This is a genomic window from Croceivirga sp. ABH4_376, assembly GCF_056160685.1.
Genome location: NZ_JBSWXQ010000011.1, coordinates 1 through 14,714 on the forward strand (window position 1 = coordinate 1; position 14,714 = coordinate 14,714).

Genomic DNA, 14,714 nt, shown 5'->3' on the forward strand with positions numbered 1-14,714 from the left:
TTTTTCTGGTGCTTGGGCCGATTTGACAGGTGTTCCGGCCAACTTAGACTTGGACGCTACAGATGACTTTTCTGGAGACTTTGGAGACCTGACCAACATTCCTGTTGGACTTGCCGATGGTGACGATGATACCACCTACTCCGCTGGAGCGGGAATTACCATTACAGGTACAACCATTGCAGCAGATAATTCTACCATTGCGCCTGCATGGGCTAATATTACTGGTATTCCAGCCAACTTAGATTTGGACAGTACTGATGACTTTTCTGGGGCGTGGGCCGATTTGACTGGCGTTCCAGCCAACTTAGATTTGGACAGTACCGATGATTTTTCTGGTGCTTGGGCCGATTTGACAGGTGTTCCGGCCAACTTAGACTTGGACGCTACAGATGACTTTTCTGGAGACTTTGGAGACCTGGCCAACATCCCTGTTGGTCTAGCCGATGGTGATGATGATACCACCTACTCCGCTGGAGCGGGCTTAAGCTTAACGGGAACCGCATTTACAGTGGACAACAGCACTATTGCACCGGTTTGGAGCAACATTACTGGTCTACCGGCTAATCTGGATACCGACTCCTCCGATGATTTTTCTGGTGCTTGGGCTGATTTGACAGGTGTTCCGGCCAACTTAGATTTAGATAGTACTGATGATTTCTCAGGTGACTTTGGTGACTTGACCAACATCCCTGCTGGTCTTACCGATGGTGATGACGATACTACATACTCTGCTGGAGCGGGAATTACCATTACAGGCACAACGATTGCCACGGATAATTCTACCATTGCGCCTGCATGGGCTAATATTACTGGCATTCCAGCCAACTTAGATTTGGACAGTACTGATGATTTCTCGGGTGACTTTGGAGACTTAACCAATGTTCCTGCTGGTCTAGCCGATGGTGATGACGATACCACTTACTCGGCTGGAGCGGGCTTAAGCTTAACGGGAACCGCATTTGCAGTGGACAATAGCACTATTGCACCGGTTTGGAGCAACATTACTGGTTTACCGACTAATTTGGATACCGACTCCACCGATGACTTTTCTGGAGCATGGGCTGATTTGACAGGTGTTCCGGCTAACTTAGATTTGGATAGCACCGATGATTTCTCGGGTGACTTTGGAGACTTAACCAATGTTCCTGCTGGTCTAGCCGATGGTGATGACGATACTACCTACTCCGCTGGAGCGGGAATTACAATTACAGGAACAACCATCGCTACGGATAATTCTACCATTGCGCCTGCATGGGCAAACATAACAGGAATTCCGGCCAATCTAGATACCGATGCCACCGATGATTTTTCTGGAGCATGGAGTGATTTGACAGGTGTTCCGGCCAACTTAGACGTGGACGCTACAGATGATTTCTCAGGTGACTTTGGTGACTTGGCCAACATTCCTGCTGGTCTTGCCGATGGTGATGATGATACCACCTATTCCGCCGGAGCGGGAATTACCATTACAGGTACAACCATCGCTACGGATAATTCTACAATTGCGCCTGCATGGGCAAATATTACTGGCATCCCAACTAATTTGGATACCGATGCTACCGATGACTTTTCTGGTGCGTGGGCCGATTTGACAGGTATTCCAGCCAACTTAGATTTGGACAGTACCGATGACTTTTCTGGTGATTTTGGTGACTTGGCCAACATCCCTGTGGGACTTGCTGATGGAGATGACGATACCACTTACTCCGCTGGAGCGGGAATTACCATTACAGGAACAACCATCGCAGCAGATAATTCCACCATTGCGCCTGCATGGGCAAACATAACAGGAATTCCGGCCAATCTAGATACCGATGCCACCGATGATTTTTCTGGAGCATGGAGTGATTTGACAGGTGTTCCGGCCAACTTAGACGTGGACGCTACAGATGATTTCTCAGGTGACTTTGGTGACTTGGCCAACATTCCTGCTGGTCTTGCCGATGGTGATGATGATACCACCTATTCCGCCGGAGCGGGAATTACCATTACAGGTACAACCATCGCTACGGATAATTCTACAATTGCGCCTGCATGGGCAAATATTACTGGCATCCCAACTAATTTGGATACCGATGCTACCGATGACTTTTCTGGTGCGTGGGCCGATTTGACAGGTATTCCAGCCAACTTAGATTTGGACAGTACCGATGACTTTTCTGGTGCTTGGGCCGACTTGACAGGGGTTCCTGCTAACTTAGACTTGGATTCTACAGATGACTTTTCTGGGGCGTGGGCTGATTTGACTGGCGTTCCAGCCAACTTAGATTTGGACAGTACTGATGATTTCTCAGGTGATTTTGGTGATTTGGCCAATATTCCTCTTGGTCTAGCCGATGGTGACGATGATACCACCTACTCTGCTGGAGCGGGAATTACCATTACGGGAACAACTATTGCGACGGATAATTCAACTTTAGCCAACCTTGCCAATGCAAACTTAACTTTACCGGCTGCTGTTGTACGAACCGTGAATCAAAATGGAAGCGATATTGCTTTTACCGGAACTGGAAATATAGGCATCGGAGACGGGGCAAATCCCCCAACAAGTAAATTAGATGTTGCTGGCGAAATAAAGGCAGAAGGCATAAATATTAGTGGGGCACTGGCAACACCAATAGACGTTACCACCGGAAATTTAACTTTAGACGAAACCCACCACACTATAATCATTGGAGGTAACCATACCATTACCCTTCCCGCCGCTTCTAGCTGCAAGGGTAGAATGTATATTATAAAAAACCCAACTGCCTTAGCCGTAAGCATAAGTCTTTATAAAAATCTTTTAGGAGTAGATATTACACTTGTTCCCTTACAGAAAGTAATTTGGATTCAGAGTGATGGAACTAATTGGCAACTTATAAGTCAGATATAATGAGAACTATTCTTTTAATATTCTTGTTAGGCCTTTATTCAATCAGCGCTCAAGAAGTGCTAAGGCATGATGGTGGCTTACAACTTTTTGAAGAAGCTCAAATTGGTATATTTTCAAATCTTGATAATAATGCCACTTTAGAGCTTAACCAAGGGCTAATTGGTTTTTATGGAAACAACAATCAGACAATCAACGGTTCGTTACCCGTAGATTTTTATGATATGGAAGTTTTCAATCCAGATGGCATTACTTTAAATACATTGTCAACAATTGAAAACAATTTAAATTTTGTTTCTGGAAATATTAATTCAATTGGAACCATTGAGGCGCCTTTACTAACTTTTAATGAAAGTGCCTTTCATACTGGAGCTTCAGACCAATCCAAAGCTATTACTCCCATTCAAAGCCTAGCCAAGTCACAATTTGTACTGCCTTTGGGAACATCAGACTATTACCGGCCAATTGAAGTAGCTTTTTCAGAAACGAGCTTTGATTTAAAAAGTATGTACAAATGGGTTGAAAACGACGATTCTTTTCAGTCTAATTATTCAATAAATCAGAAAGAATCATCCATCAGAACAATAGAAAACCAAGAAATATGGGAAATAGAAAATGCAATGGGTGCATTACAAGTAACATTGCATTGGGATAACAGAACAACTTCTAGCGAGACCATTGAAGATATTGATAATATAATAGTTGTAGGATGGCATCGAGTGGAGCAAGAATGGCATTATTTAGGCAAATCGGGAACCACCGGCACTATGGAAAATGGCACAATAACTTCCTATATATTTGATGGCCCGGATTATACGGCTGTAACTTTTGGCACTATTGCCAATTCAAACCCTAAATTTGAAATTAGCAGTCAATTAATTAGTCCTAACGGAGATGGAATTCATGATGCGCTAACTTTTGAAAACATTGATGAAATGCCCAACAATATTTTAGAAGTATACAATAGATATGGCATTTTGGTCTACAAAATAAAAAATTACACTTCGGACTTTGTTGGGTATGCCAATGTGGAGAACGCCATAACCCGTTCTAAAGGTTTGGCCTCTGGAATTTATTATTATATACTAACCAATAAGGATGATGGAGAAATGTATCAAGGGTTTTTCTATCTAACTCCTATCAATAATTAAAGTTAATTAGCTAAAATATTATCAAAGCATTTAACGTTATTGCTATACCTTCACCGTAAACAAACGATTAATGCAGAGAAGAAGCTTTATAAAACGTAGTTCTATGGCCGGCATGGCACTTACAACCCTACCGACCTTTTTTAACAAACAAGATACGTTTTACACAACAAAAGAGCTTTTAGGACAAGCAGATATAGAATTGTTTGGAAAAGGCATTAACCTCCGCAAAGAGGCGCACGATGCTTTTGTTTTAATGAAAAAGGCAGCCTACCAAGATGGGTTCGATTTAAAGACGGTCTCTAGCTATCGTAGTTATGACCGGCAAAAGGCCATTTGGGAACGCAAGTACATCAAATACACCCAACAAGGCATGAAACCTTTAGATGCCATGGCAAAGATCATAGAATATTCTACAATACCTGGTACCAGTAGGCACCATTGGGGTACGGATATGGATATTATAGATGGCTATGCAAAAGTAACCGGCGATGTTTTGGTTCCTTCCAAATTTGAAGCTGGCGGCCCATTTGAAAAATTTAAATTGTGGTTAGATGAACATGCTCAAAGCTTTGGCTTTCATCTGGTTTATACGGATAGTTATTTTAGAAAAGGTTTTAAATACGAACCTTGGCATTATAGCTACGCTCCCTTATCCAAACCCATGTTAAAGCAATACCGAAAATTAAATATACTAAAGTTACTCTCACAAGCCGAAATGGAAGGCTCCGAGCATTTTACCAGAGGTTTTTTAATGGAATACATACACAATAATATTTTGGATATTAACCCCGATTTGTTGTAACCTGCTTTTTTGTAACTTTCCTTCGCTAAACATTAACATTATGAGAGGTAGAGGAAATTGGAAAATCCGAATCTTAATCGGTCTGGCTATTGTAGCCTTTGCATACTTTAACAAATGCAGTAACACAGAAACCAATCCGTATACGGGTAGGGAACAACACATAACCATGGAACCGGAGCAAGAAATTGCCATTGGTCTGCAAAGTGCTCCCGAAATGGCACAGCAACATGGTGGTTTGTATCCAGATGAGCAATTACAAGCCTTTGTAGATGCCGTGGGCAATAAACTGGTTAGAAACAGCATAGCCAAGGACACACCTTATAAATACGATTTTCATTTGTTGGCAGATGACCAAACCATAAATGCATTTGCACTACCTGGTGGCCAATGTTTTATAACCTATGCTTTGTTTAAGCAATTGAACGAAGCACAATTGGCCGGTGTTATGGGGCATGAAATTGGTCATGTTATTGGTAGGCATTCTGCCGAACGTATTGCGGAGAGCCAATATTGGCAGAATATTGCCATGGGTGCCTCTGTTGGTGCAGATGCAGGTAGCATTGTTGGGGCTATTGGCCAAAATACCTTGTTAAAAAATGGTCGTGGAGATGAATTGGAAAGTGATGATTTAGGCGTTTTGTTAATGATTAAATCTGGATACGATCCATATGAAATGATTGAAGTAATGAAAATTTTAAAGCAAGCTGCCGGTCCTAACCGAGTTCCTGAATTTCAAAGCACCCACCCAGACCCTGCTAACAGAATAGAAAAAATAAAAGAAAGTATTAAAAAATACCAAGGCGCTTAAACAAACGTGACCAACGTCGTTTTTAATAAAATATTATGGTTACAATCGAAGAAAAGTAACATTTCACCGATCATTTGATTTGTTCTATCGAAAATGCGTATCTTTATGTGACCAAATCTTATCGACAGTGACTTAGCCCCTTGTAGCTCAACTAAAAAAAACTACAACATGGGGACACTATTAGACTTTAAAAACGTATACTTCAGGGCATTTGAGAACTGCAAGCCAGAATTTTTGGTAGTGCTTTTAAAAGCATATTCCATATTCTGCGCAGGAATGATTTTTGTTGCAATGTACGCATTCATGTACAGGGCAATAACCGGTTTTAGATTTTAACACGCACATTTCCTTTTACGAGAACACTATAGGAAATAAAAAAACCCGTTGCTTGGCAACGGGTTTTATATTTTTTGATTTTATAAGCTTTTAAGAAGCATTATTCAAAATAGCAATAACCTTGGAGGCATTTGCCATTTCTGCATATTTTTTTACGGTAAACCCTTGATCACAACGCTTTTTAAGATTTGCGCCTTTTTTAATTAATAGTTTCAGAATTTCTGGTCTGTTGTATCGTGCCGCATAATGTAAGGGCGTTTTACCTAAATATTTCTTATCTAAATTTTCCCCTGCATCTATCATTTCTTGAACCCTATTGATATCGCCTTTTATTATCGCTTTACAAAAAGATGCTGCTGCAGCGGAATGTAACGTTACACCTTCAACATTTTTAGAATTTTCGTTTGCGATTGCTGATGGAACTGTGCATAAAAATGCCATGGCCATCCCTAGAGATAGAACTGTTTTTTTCATGATGTTTGTTTTTTATTGATGAATTAATTGATATAACAAAGAGACGGTATAAATCAGTAATTGTTACCGGATTAACAGTTATATAACTAAACTTTAACAAGTTGGCAATTTTAGCACTAGATTATTGTAAATAATGTAGTTAGGAAATACAAGCAATTCCTAGCACTTATAAATACAATGCCCTATTTTTGAAACTCAATTTTTTTTAGACATGAACAACAAAGCAATCTTGATGATATTAGATGGCTGGGGAAAGTCTCCAGACCCTAAAGTTTCTGCAATAGATAAAGCCAATACACCCTTTATTGATTCCCTGTATACCAAATATGCAAACGCTAATCTATTAACAGATGGTACGAACGTTGGTTTACCAGAAGGACAAATGGGGAATAGTGAAGTAGGCCACATGAACCTTGGTGCGGGTAGAATAGTTTATCAAGATTTGGCTAAAATCAATAAAGCGGTAGCAGAGAATACCCTAAAAGACGAGGTTGTCTTACAGGATGCTTTTGCGTATGCTAAAGAAAACAATAAGAAAGTACATTTTTTAGGCTTGTTAAGTGATGGTGGCGTTCATAGTCACATCAATCATTTGAAAGCCTTAGTAACTGCAGCAAATAACGCTGGGGTATCAAAGTCCTATATACATGCCTTTACAGACGGTAGGGATGTAGACCCAAAAAGTGGTAAAGCATTCTTGGAAGACCTTACGTCTTTTATACAAGATAAAAATAGCGCGATTGCTACAGTTGTAGGTCGTTATTTTGCAATGGACCGTGACAAAAGATGGGAACGTGTTAAGAAGGCTTATGACGCATTAGTTAAAGGTATTGGTACCACTTCAGGTGCTATTGGCACTGCCATGCAGCAGTCTTATGACAACAATGTTACCGATGAATTTATAGAGCCCATAATTCTAGATAAGAATGGTTTGGTAGAAAAGGACGACGTAATTATCTTCTTCAATTTTAGAACAGATAGGGGAAGGGAATTGACTATGGCACTGAACCAGCAAGATTTTCCTGAGCAAGACATGCACAAATTAGACCTGTATTACGTTACGCTTACCAATTATGACGAATCTTTTAAGGGCGTTAAAGTTGTTTATGATAAAGACAACATAAAGGACACCCTTGGAGAAACCTTGGCAAACGCGGGTAAAAAGCAAATTAGAATAGCAGAAACCGAGAAATACCCGCATGTTACCTTTTTCTTTAATGGTGGCAGGGAAGAACCTTTTGAGGGCGAAGAACGCATTTTGTGTCCGTCCCCTAAAGTGGCTACCTATGATTTACAACCAGAAATGAGCGCATACGACATTAGAGACGCCATTATACCGGAATTAAAAAAGGGAGAAGCAGATTTTGTATGTTTAAACTTTGCCAACCCAGATATGGTAGGGCATACCGGAGTTATGGAAGCTGCCGTTAAAGCCTGTGAATCCGTAGACGACTGTGCAAGGGATGTTATTACCGCAGCTCTAGAAAATGGGTATAGCACCTTAGTTATTGCAGACCATGGTAATTGTGACACCATGATTAATCCAGACGGAAGCCCAAACACGGCGCACACAACCAACCCTGTGCCGTTAATTTTGGTAGATCCAGATAGAAAATCTATTAAAGACGGAGTACTTGGAGACTTGGCGCCTACAATTTTAAAAATAATTGGTGTGGAGCAACCTGCTGCCATGACACAAAAACCATTAATTTAAAATGAGATTACTTAGTAGCCTTCTATTTTTAGGGATTACATTGTTTGGTTATAGTCAAGAATTAAAGTCGCCAAATGGCGACTTTAAATTTGTTTTTGAACTTGTGGATGGTGTTCCTACCTATGAACTATATCTGGAAAATCAGCACATAATCAAAAAAAGCAAATTAGGTTTTGAGCTAAAAGACCAAGAAGCGCTTTTAGAAAATTTTGAACAAATAGCCGTTGAAACAGCTACTGAAGATAGTAGTTGGGAACCGGTTTGGGGCGAACAAAAATCGATTAGAAATCATTATAACGAAATGTTGGTGGCTCTTAACCAAACTACCACCAACCGTAAAATGAATATCCGGTTTAGGTTGTTCGATGATGGATTAGGTTTCCGATATGAATTTCCTGCTCAAGATAATCTTACCTACTTTGTAATTAAAGAAGAGAAGACCCAATTTGCTATGACCGGAGACCATACCGCATTTTGGATTCCGGGAGATTATGATACACAAGAGTATGATTATACCACCTCCAAACTATCTGAAATTCCTAGTTTAATGCAAACGGCAATTACACCAAATGCCTCTCAGTCTCCATTTTCCGTACCGGGTGTTCAAACTGCGCTAATGCTTAAAACGGCCAATGGCGTTTACATTAATTTACACGAAGCGGCCTTGGTAGAATACCCTTGTATGCATTTACAATTAAATGTGGATGATTATATATTCGAATCGCATTTAACTCCTGATGCCCTAGGCAACAAAGGCTACATGCAAGCGCCAAGAAATACACCATGGCGAACAGTGATAGCCAGCAAAAATGCAGGAGACATTCTATTATCCAACATCACCCTAAATCTTAACGAACCTTCTAAATACACAGATACATCATGGATTAAACCCGTAAAATATATTGGTGTTTGGTGGGAAATGATTACCGGAAAAAGTTCTTGGGCATATACGGATATTCCAAGTGTAAAATTAGGAGAGACGGACTTTACTGCTTTACCGCCCAATGGCAAACATGCCGCAAACACAAAAAAAGTAAAAGAATATATTGATTTTGCCGCTAAACATGGATTTGAGCAGGTATTGGTAGAAGGTTGGAACCAAGGTTGGGAAGATTGGTTTGGCAAATCAAAAGATTTCGTCTTTGATTTTTTAACTCCTTATCCAGATTTTGATATTGTTGCGTTAAGAGAATATGGAAAAAGCAAAGGGGTACGATTAATGATGCACCATGAAACCTCAGGTTCCGTAAGAAATTATGAACGCTTTATGGATAAAGCCTACCAATTTATGGAAGACAATAATTATAATGCGGTCAAAAGTGGTTATGTAGGAGACATTATACCAAGAGGGGAGCATCATTATGGCCAATGGATGGTTAACCATTACCTATACGCTGTTGAAAAGGCCGCGGAGCATAAAATTATGGTTAATGCCCACGAGGCCGTTAGACCTACTGGTTTAAGTAGAACTTACCCCAACCTAATTGGGAATGAATCTGCCCGTGGAACAGAGTATGAAGCATTCGGGGGCAATAAACCAGACCATACCACTATCTTGCCCTTTACACGTTTAGTAGGTGGCCCAATGGATTATACCCCTGGTATTTTTGAGCCAGATGTAAGCCAATACAATCCCAATAATAATTCTTGGGTAAATACCACTATTGCTAGGCAATTGGCCCTATATGTTACCATGTACAGTCCATTACAAATGGCAGCAGATTTACCAGAAACATATAACAAACATTTGGATGCCTTTCAATTTATAAAAGATGTGGCATTAGATTGGGACAAGACTTTGGTTCTAGAAGCAGAACCAAGTGATTTTATTACCTATGCGAGAAAAGAAAAAGGAAGCAACAATTGGTTTGTTGGTCGTACAAATGATGAAGAAGCACGCACATCTTCAATCAACTTTAATTTTTTAGATACGGACAAAACCTATGTTGCTACTCTTTACAGTGATGCAAAAGATGCGCATTATAAAAAGAATCCCAAGGCCTATAACATTACAAAATTTAGGGTCACGCATAAATCGAAATTACAACAAACCTGTGCACCAGGAGGGGGTTATGCAATTAGTATTATTGAAGCAACACAGAAGCAAGACATAAAAGGATTAAAGCGATTGTAATTGCAGATTTGCCTTGATTGAAAAATGCATTAAACCGTGTATCTTTGCGGCTATGGTTAAAATTAAGACAGCAGAAGAAATTGAAATAATGCGCGAAAGTGCATTAGTGGTATCCAAAACGTTGGGTATGTTGGCTTCAGAAATTAAGCCCGGTGCCAACCCGCTTAAATTGGATAAAATGGCAGAGGAATTTATTAGGGAACAAGGTGCCGAACCCGGTTTTCTAGGCATGTACGATTTCCCAAACACACTTAATTGGAGCCCAAATGCGCAGGTAGTTCACGGCATTCCGGATAATACAGAACTTAAAGATGGGGACATTATTTCCGTAGATTGTGGCGCTCTTAAAAATGGGTACTATGGCGATCATGCCTATACCTTTGAAGTTGGTGAAGTGGCACCTGATACCCGAAAATTACTAAAGATTACCAAGGAATCTTTATATGTTGGTATAAGCGAATTTAAAAACGGTAACCGCGTAGGAGACGTTGGCTATGCTATTCAAAAATACTGCGAAGACCAAGGTTACGGCGTGGTAAGGGAGTTGGTTGGCCATGGTTTGGGCACCAAATTACATGAAGATCCGCAGATGCCCAACTACGGTAAACGTGGTAGGGGCAAGAAATTTGCAGATGGTATGGTAGTTGCCATTGAACCTATGATTAATATGGGTACCAAACGTATTAAGCAATTAAAAGATGGCTGGACAATCTTGACCGCAGACGGCCAACCTAGTGCTCATTTTGAGCACAATGTGGCGCTAATTGATGGAAAACCAGAATTGCTTTCTACATTTCAATACATTTATGATGCTTTAGGAATACAATCCGATGAAGAAGCACCTTTTAGATCTGTAAACGTGTCATAAGTTGTTATCTCGGTTATTTAAATTTTTTTTGAATCTGATTCCAAGGCCTTGGCTTATTAAACTGAGCTATTACATTAGGCCTTTGGTTGCCCTAGGTCTTAAGGGCAAAAAATACACAGACCCCATAGATGGTAAGCGTTTTAGAAAATTTTTACCCTATGGGTACGAAAATCCAAGGGAAAACGTCCTATCGCCCTCTACCCTATCCTTGGAAAGACATCGCTTATTATGGCTATTTCTAAAAGAAAAAACGAATTTTTTTTCGGCTCCTCTTAAGGTGCTCCATTTTGCACCTGAACAAGCCTTTTATCATCGTTTTAAAAAATTAGAAAATATAACCTACATCACAACTGATTTGAATTCGCCTTTGGCAGATGTAAAAGCAGATATTTGCAATCTCCCGTTTGAAAATAATGAGTTCGATGTAATTCTTTGCAACCATGTTTTAGAGCATATTCCAGACGATAAAAAGGCGATGAACGAATTATACCGGGTAATGAAAAACGGTGGTTGGGGAATTTTTCAAATACCACAAGACCTTTCTAGACCTACAACTTTTGAAGATGACACCATTACAGACAAGAAAGAAAGGGCAAAAATTTTTGGACAATATGACCATGTTAGAATTTATGGCATAGATTATTTTTCCACACTTGAATCTGTAGGATTCCAAGTTAACCCTGTTGACTTTACCGCTGAATTGGAAGAAGAACTTATAGATCGCTACAGGCTAGCTAAAGGAGAAATAATACCTTTTGTTCGTAAACCCTAAAAACCAATTATTTATCGATTACAGCCTTTGCAAAACCTGTGGTCATAAATTCTTGAGTTTTCCCTTCTTCGTCTAGATAAATAATATAAGCTTCCAATTCTGAATCCTTTAAAAAAGCTTTAGTTTCTTCTAGCTCCATTACCATAAAGGCTGTTGCAAAGGCGTCTGCCGTGGCACAATCTTTAGCTAAGACAGAGGTTGCTAGAATAGCACTATTTTTAGGATAACCTGTTTTAGGATCTAAGGTGTGTACATATTTTTCACCCGTCTTTTCATCAATCCAGAATTTTCTATAATTACCAGAAGATGCCATAGCCTTATCTTTTAGGTATACCGCCTTTTTTATTACCCGAACCTCCAAGCTTTGCGGGTCATCAATTCCAATGGCCCAATTCCTGTTCGTAAGTTTATTATTTCCTTTGGCTAATACCTCACCTCCTACTTCAATTAAATAATTAGCAATACCATGGTTATCCAATACTACTCCTAAACGATCAATAGTATACCCTTTGGCAATACTGTTAAAATCAAACGCAATACCATTTATATGCTTTGATATAGTGCCATCACTATTTAAAGTAACCTTATCAAAGCCAACATAATTTTTAAGACTATCTACCCTTATGCTGTCCATTTTCAACTGTTCTCCGGGACCAAAACCCCATGCATTGGCCAATACTCCCACAGTAGGATCAAAAGCCCCATCGGTAGCTTCAAAAACTTGTTTGCTCAACTTAAAAACATCACGGAACATATGATCCACTACCAATGTACTATCGTCCGCCTGATTAATCTTAGAAATATCAGAATCCGATTGATACGTAGACATGGACTTATTTATAACCAAGAAAACGGAGTCTATTTCTTTGCTCAAATCCATTTCTTCTTGAGATAGGTATGTTATGGCATAAGTGGTGCCCAAAGCACCGCCATTGGTTACATTTCTTACCCACTTATCTTTTGGAGTACAAAAGGTAAATAACAAACCTAATACTGCTAACCCAAAATATTTTTTCATTCGATTTCAATTAATCCCTGATATTCTACAATATATTCTTCATTTAACAACAGCGGATAATCCGCGCCCCGTGCACTAGCAAAACCCACACCCGCATAGTATGTCTTTGCTTCAAACTTTACGGCATGATCTTTAACTTTATGTACCATTTCTTGTTCGTAGAGACTTGGATTATCCGGTAGCAGTGTGTGCCGAACTATGATAAAATGTAGGTTCTTATTTTTTAAACATACAAATTGCGGATTCTTTTTTGGTTTACTATTTATAGCCATAAATTCAAAACCATCTTTTTCTAGCTGCTTACCAACCCAATTCATGGCCATATTATGTAATTCTTGCTCCGTTAATGCTCTACTCATACTACAATAAATTTAGAAATAAAAAAACCGATGCCAGCGCATCGGTTTTTACATATTCTATTCCTCTGTGCTGTACAGGAAGAGGATCATCTTCTAATTATCCACCAAAATCATCAAAACGGATGTTTTCATCTGGGATACCAAAATCCTCACCCATTTTTTGTACCGCTTTATTCATTAATGGTGGACCACAGAAATACAATTCTATATCCTCAGGAGCTTCATGATGGTTTAAGTAATTATCTATTACACAGTTGTGGATAAACCCAACAAAACCATCTCCTTCTTCGTCATTAATATCCTTTTTAACCTTCCAGTTATCCTCTTCTAATGGTTCTGAAAGTGCCAAATAGAATTTAAAGTTAGGGAATTCCTTTTCTAAAGCTCTAAAATGCTCTAGGTAGAATAATTCTCTTTTAGATCTACCACCGTACCAATAAGTAACCTTTCTGTTGGTTTTTAAGGTTTTGAACAAGTGGTATAAGTGTGATCGCATGGGTGCCATACCTGCACCTCCACCAACGTATAACATTTCCGCATCTGATTCGTTGATGAAGAACTCACCGAACGGACCAGAAATAGTTACAGGGTCTCCTGGTTTTAAGTTAAAGATGTATGACGATGCAACACCTGGGTTTACATCCATCCATCCGTTCTTAGAACGATCCCATGGTGGGGTAGCAATACGTACATTAAGCATGATTTCTCTACCTTCTGCAGGATAAGAAGCCATAGAGTAAGCACGCTCTACCAATTCTGGGTTCTTCATGGTCAATGGCCATAAATTAAACTTATCCCATTCTGCTTGGAACTTATCTGGGGTTTCGTGCTCTTCTGGGTGTGCGGTAATATCCATATCTGCATATTTTACCTCACAAGGTGGCACCTCAATTTGAATATACCCACCAGCCTTATAGTTCATTTCCTCAGGAATTTCTACAACAAATTCCTTAATAAAAGAGGCAACATTATAGTTACGAACTACTTTAGCATCCCATTTTTTGATACCAAAAACTTCTTCTGGAATGGTAATTTCCATGTCTTGCTTAACCTTTACTTGGCAAGCTAAACGTGCACCATGGTTTAATTCTTTTTTAGAGAAGTGCGGTGTTTCTGTTGGTAAAGCCTCGCCACCTCCAGATAACACATGGCATTCACATTGAATACAAGTACCACCACCTCCACAGGCAGATGGCAAAAAGATTTTCTTATTACCTAAAGTTGATAACAAAGAACCTCCGGATTCAACTTCCAATTCTTTTTCTCCATTAATTTTGATGGTCACCGGACCAGATGGGGACAATTTTTCTTTTGTGAACAAGAGTAACGCTACCAAAATCAAGGTAAGCGCCAAAAATGCAATAACGGTAATTAAAATTGTACCTCCAGTTGTTGCTAATATCATG

Annotated in this window: 13 protein-coding genes; 9 read left to right on the top strand and 4 right to left on the bottom strand. The window is 39.5% G+C overall.

What is annotated here, in order from left to right; all coding sequences use genetic code 11:
• The 5 genes from ACXAGS_RS15155 to ACXAGS_RS15175 form a co-directional block, all read left to right on the top strand.
• Window positions 1–2,875 (top strand): beta strand repeat-containing protein (locus tag ACXAGS_RS15155; protein ID WP_474907949.1); only part of this gene is annotated, 2,875 nt, incomplete at its 5' end.
• Window positions 2,875–4,023 carry a gliding motility-associated C-terminal domain-containing protein gene (locus ACXAGS_RS15160; RefSeq protein ID WP_474907951.1) on the top strand — a complete coding sequence of 383 codons (1,149 nt, stop codon included), beginning with the start codon at window positions 2,875–2,877 and terminating at the stop codon, window positions 4,021–4,023. The genes ACXAGS_RS15155 and ACXAGS_RS15160, both read left to right, overlap by 1 nt.
• A 70-nt stretch (window positions 4,024–4,093) precedes the next feature.
• On the top strand, window positions 4,094–4,825 hold the full coding sequence (locus ACXAGS_RS15165; protein ID WP_474907952.1) for a M15 family metallopeptidase: 732 nt from the start codon (window positions 4,094–4,096) through the stop codon (window positions 4,823–4,825).
• Window positions 4,826–4,865: 40 nt separating this feature from the next.
• Window positions 4,866–5,633, top strand: coding sequence for a M48 family metalloprotease (locus ACXAGS_RS15170; protein WP_474907953.1), 768 nt, complete (start codon window positions 4,866–4,868; stop codon window positions 5,631–5,633).
• A gap of 168 nt (window positions 5,634–5,801) precedes the next feature.
• A complete protein-coding gene (locus tag ACXAGS_RS15175) occupies window positions 5,802–5,969 on the top strand; it encodes a DUF6747 family protein (protein WP_176465448.1) in 168 nt (55 codons plus the stop codon).
• A gap of 90 nt (window positions 5,970–6,059) precedes the next feature.
• Here ACXAGS_RS15175 and ACXAGS_RS15180 read toward each other — a convergent pair whose 3' ends face one another.
• A complete protein-coding gene (locus ACXAGS_RS15180; RefSeq protein WP_474907954.1) occupies window positions 6,060–6,443 on the bottom strand; it encodes an ankyrin repeat domain-containing protein in 384 nt (127 codons plus the stop codon).
• A gap of 211 nt (window positions 6,444–6,654) precedes the next feature.
• On the opposite strand from ACXAGS_RS15180, the gene gpmI reads away from it, so the two are divergent.
• The 4 genes from gpmI to ACXAGS_RS15200 are packed head-to-tail and all read left to right on the top strand — an operon-like array spanning window position 6,655 to window position 11,931.
• Window positions 6,655–8,157, top strand: a complete 1,503-nt coding sequence (gpmI, locus tag ACXAGS_RS15185; RefSeq protein ID WP_474907955.1) for a 2,3-bisphosphoglycerate-independent phosphoglycerate mutase — start codon at window positions 6,655–6,657, stop codon at window positions 8,155–8,157.
• A 1-nt stretch (window position 8,158) separates the two neighbouring features.
• Complete coding sequence (locus ACXAGS_RS15190; RefSeq protein ID WP_474907956.1) at window positions 8,159–10,291, top strand: glycoside hydrolase family 97 protein; 2,133 nt, start codon at window positions 8,159–8,161, stop codon at window positions 10,289–10,291.
• A 52-nt stretch (window positions 10,292–10,343) separates the two neighbouring features.
• Window positions 10,344–11,159 (top strand): type I methionyl aminopeptidase, encoded by an 816-nt coding sequence (gene map, locus ACXAGS_RS15195; protein WP_474907958.1) that lies wholly within the window; start codon window positions 10,344–10,346, stop codon window positions 11,157–11,159.
• Between the two features lie 28 nt (window positions 11,160–11,187).
• A complete protein-coding gene (locus ACXAGS_RS15200; RefSeq protein ID WP_474907959.1) occupies window positions 11,188–11,931 on the top strand; it encodes a class I SAM-dependent methyltransferase in 744 nt (247 codons plus the stop codon).
• Between the two features lie 7 nt (window positions 11,932–11,938).
• Here the strand turns inward: ACXAGS_RS15200 and ACXAGS_RS15205 are convergent, their stop codons facing one another.
• The 3 genes from ACXAGS_RS15205 to nqrF form a co-directional block, all read right to left on the bottom strand.
• The gene (locus tag ACXAGS_RS15205; RefSeq protein WP_474907960.1) at window positions 11,939–12,949 is read right to left on the bottom strand and encodes an FAD:protein FMN transferase; all 1,011 of its coding nucleotides are present in this window, start codon (window positions 12,947–12,949) and stop codon (window positions 11,939–11,941) included.
• Window positions 12,946–13,308, bottom strand: coding sequence for a Na(+)-translocating NADH-quinone reductase subunit F (locus ACXAGS_RS15210; RefSeq protein ID WP_474907961.1), 363 nt, complete (start codon window positions 13,306–13,308; stop codon window positions 12,946–12,948). The genes ACXAGS_RS15205 and ACXAGS_RS15210 overlap by 4 nt, the downstream gene beginning before the upstream one ends.
• A 97-nt stretch (window positions 13,309–13,405) precedes the next feature.
• Window positions 13,406–14,713 carry an NADH:ubiquinone reductase (Na(+)-transporting) subunit F gene (nqrF, locus tag ACXAGS_RS15215; RefSeq protein ID WP_474907962.1) on the bottom strand — a complete coding sequence of 436 codons (1,308 nt, stop codon included), beginning with the start codon at window positions 14,711–14,713 and terminating at the stop codon, window positions 13,406–13,408.
• Window position 14,714: the final 1 nt, after the last annotated feature.

What these genes read in the sequence shown, in the direction of transcription:
- ACXAGS_RS15160 (WP_474907951.1), top strand. Translation starts at nt 2,875, where the DNA reads ATGAGAACTATTCTTTTAATATTCTTGTTAGGCCTTTATTCAATCAGC.
- ACXAGS_RS15170 (WP_474907953.1), top strand. Translation starts at nt 4,866, where the DNA reads ATGAGAGGTAGAGGAAATTGGAAAATCCGAATCTTAATCGGTCTGGCT.
- ACXAGS_RS15190 (WP_474907956.1), top strand. Translation starts at nt 8,159, where the DNA reads ATGAGATTACTTAGTAGCCTTCTATTTTTAGGGATTACATTGTTTGGT.
- ACXAGS_RS15180 (WP_474907954.1), bottom strand. Translation starts at nt 6,443, where the DNA reads ATGAAAAAAACAGTTCTATCTCTAGGGATGGCCATGGCATTTTTATGC.
- ACXAGS_RS15165 (WP_474907952.1), top strand. Translation starts at nt 4,094, where the DNA reads ATGCAGAGAAGAAGCTTTATAAAACGTAGTTCTATGGCCGGCATGGCA.
- ACXAGS_RS15175 (WP_176465448.1), top strand. Translation starts at nt 5,802, where the DNA reads ATGGGGACACTATTAGACTTTAAAAACGTATACTTCAGGGCATTTGAG.
- nqrF (WP_474907962.1), bottom strand. Translation starts at nt 14,713, where the DNA reads ATGATATTAGCAACAACTGGAGGTACAATTTTAATTACCGTTATTGCA.
- map (WP_474907958.1), top strand. Translation starts at nt 10,344, where the DNA reads ATGGTTAAAATTAAGACAGCAGAAGAAATTGAAATAATGCGCGAAAGT.
- ACXAGS_RS15210 (WP_474907961.1), bottom strand. Translation starts at nt 13,308, where the DNA reads ATGAGTAGAGCATTAACGGAGCAAGAATTACATAATATGGCCATGAAT.
- gpmI (WP_474907955.1), top strand. Translation starts at nt 6,655, where the DNA reads ATGAACAACAAAGCAATCTTGATGATATTAGATGGCTGGGGAAAGTCT.
- ACXAGS_RS15205 (WP_474907960.1), bottom strand. Translation starts at nt 12,949, where the DNA reads ATGAAAAAATATTTTGGGTTAGCAGTATTAGGTTTGTTATTTACCTTT.